Origin of the sequence: Verminephrobacter aporrectodeae subsp. tuberculatae At4 (genome assembly GCF_000193225.1) — a bacterium.
In the GTDB taxonomy this organism is placed as follows: Bacteria; Pseudomonadota; Gammaproteobacteria; order Burkholderiales; family Burkholderiaceae_C; genus Acidovorax; species Acidovorax aporrectodeae.
Window position 1 is genome coordinate 1 of record NZ_AFAL01000623.1, and the last position, 214, is coordinate 214.

General features: G+C 63.1%; 1 protein-coding gene. It reads left to right on the plus strand.

Going from position 1 to position 214, the window contains the following annotated elements:
- Nucleotides 1-214, plus strand: a 214-nt coding sequence (locus tag VTU_RS28450) for a SwmB domain-containing protein (RefSeq protein ID WP_169315423.1), incomplete at both ends; no start/stop codon positions are given.

Below are 214 nucleotides of genomic sequence, written 5' to 3' on the forward strand. Positions count from 1 at the left end.
GTGAGCTTCAGCAACCAGGTCGTCACCAACAGCACGCCTGCGTCAGCAGACACCACGCCCCCGCAGCTGATCACCACCGGCGACGATCGCCCCAGGGTCGTCACGGGCAATTTGTTGGCGCTCAACTTCAGCGACCAGAGCAACATGGTCGCAGCCTTGGACCGCCTGCCAGCCAACGGGGATTTCACCGTGCTCGTCGATGGCGTGGCGAATA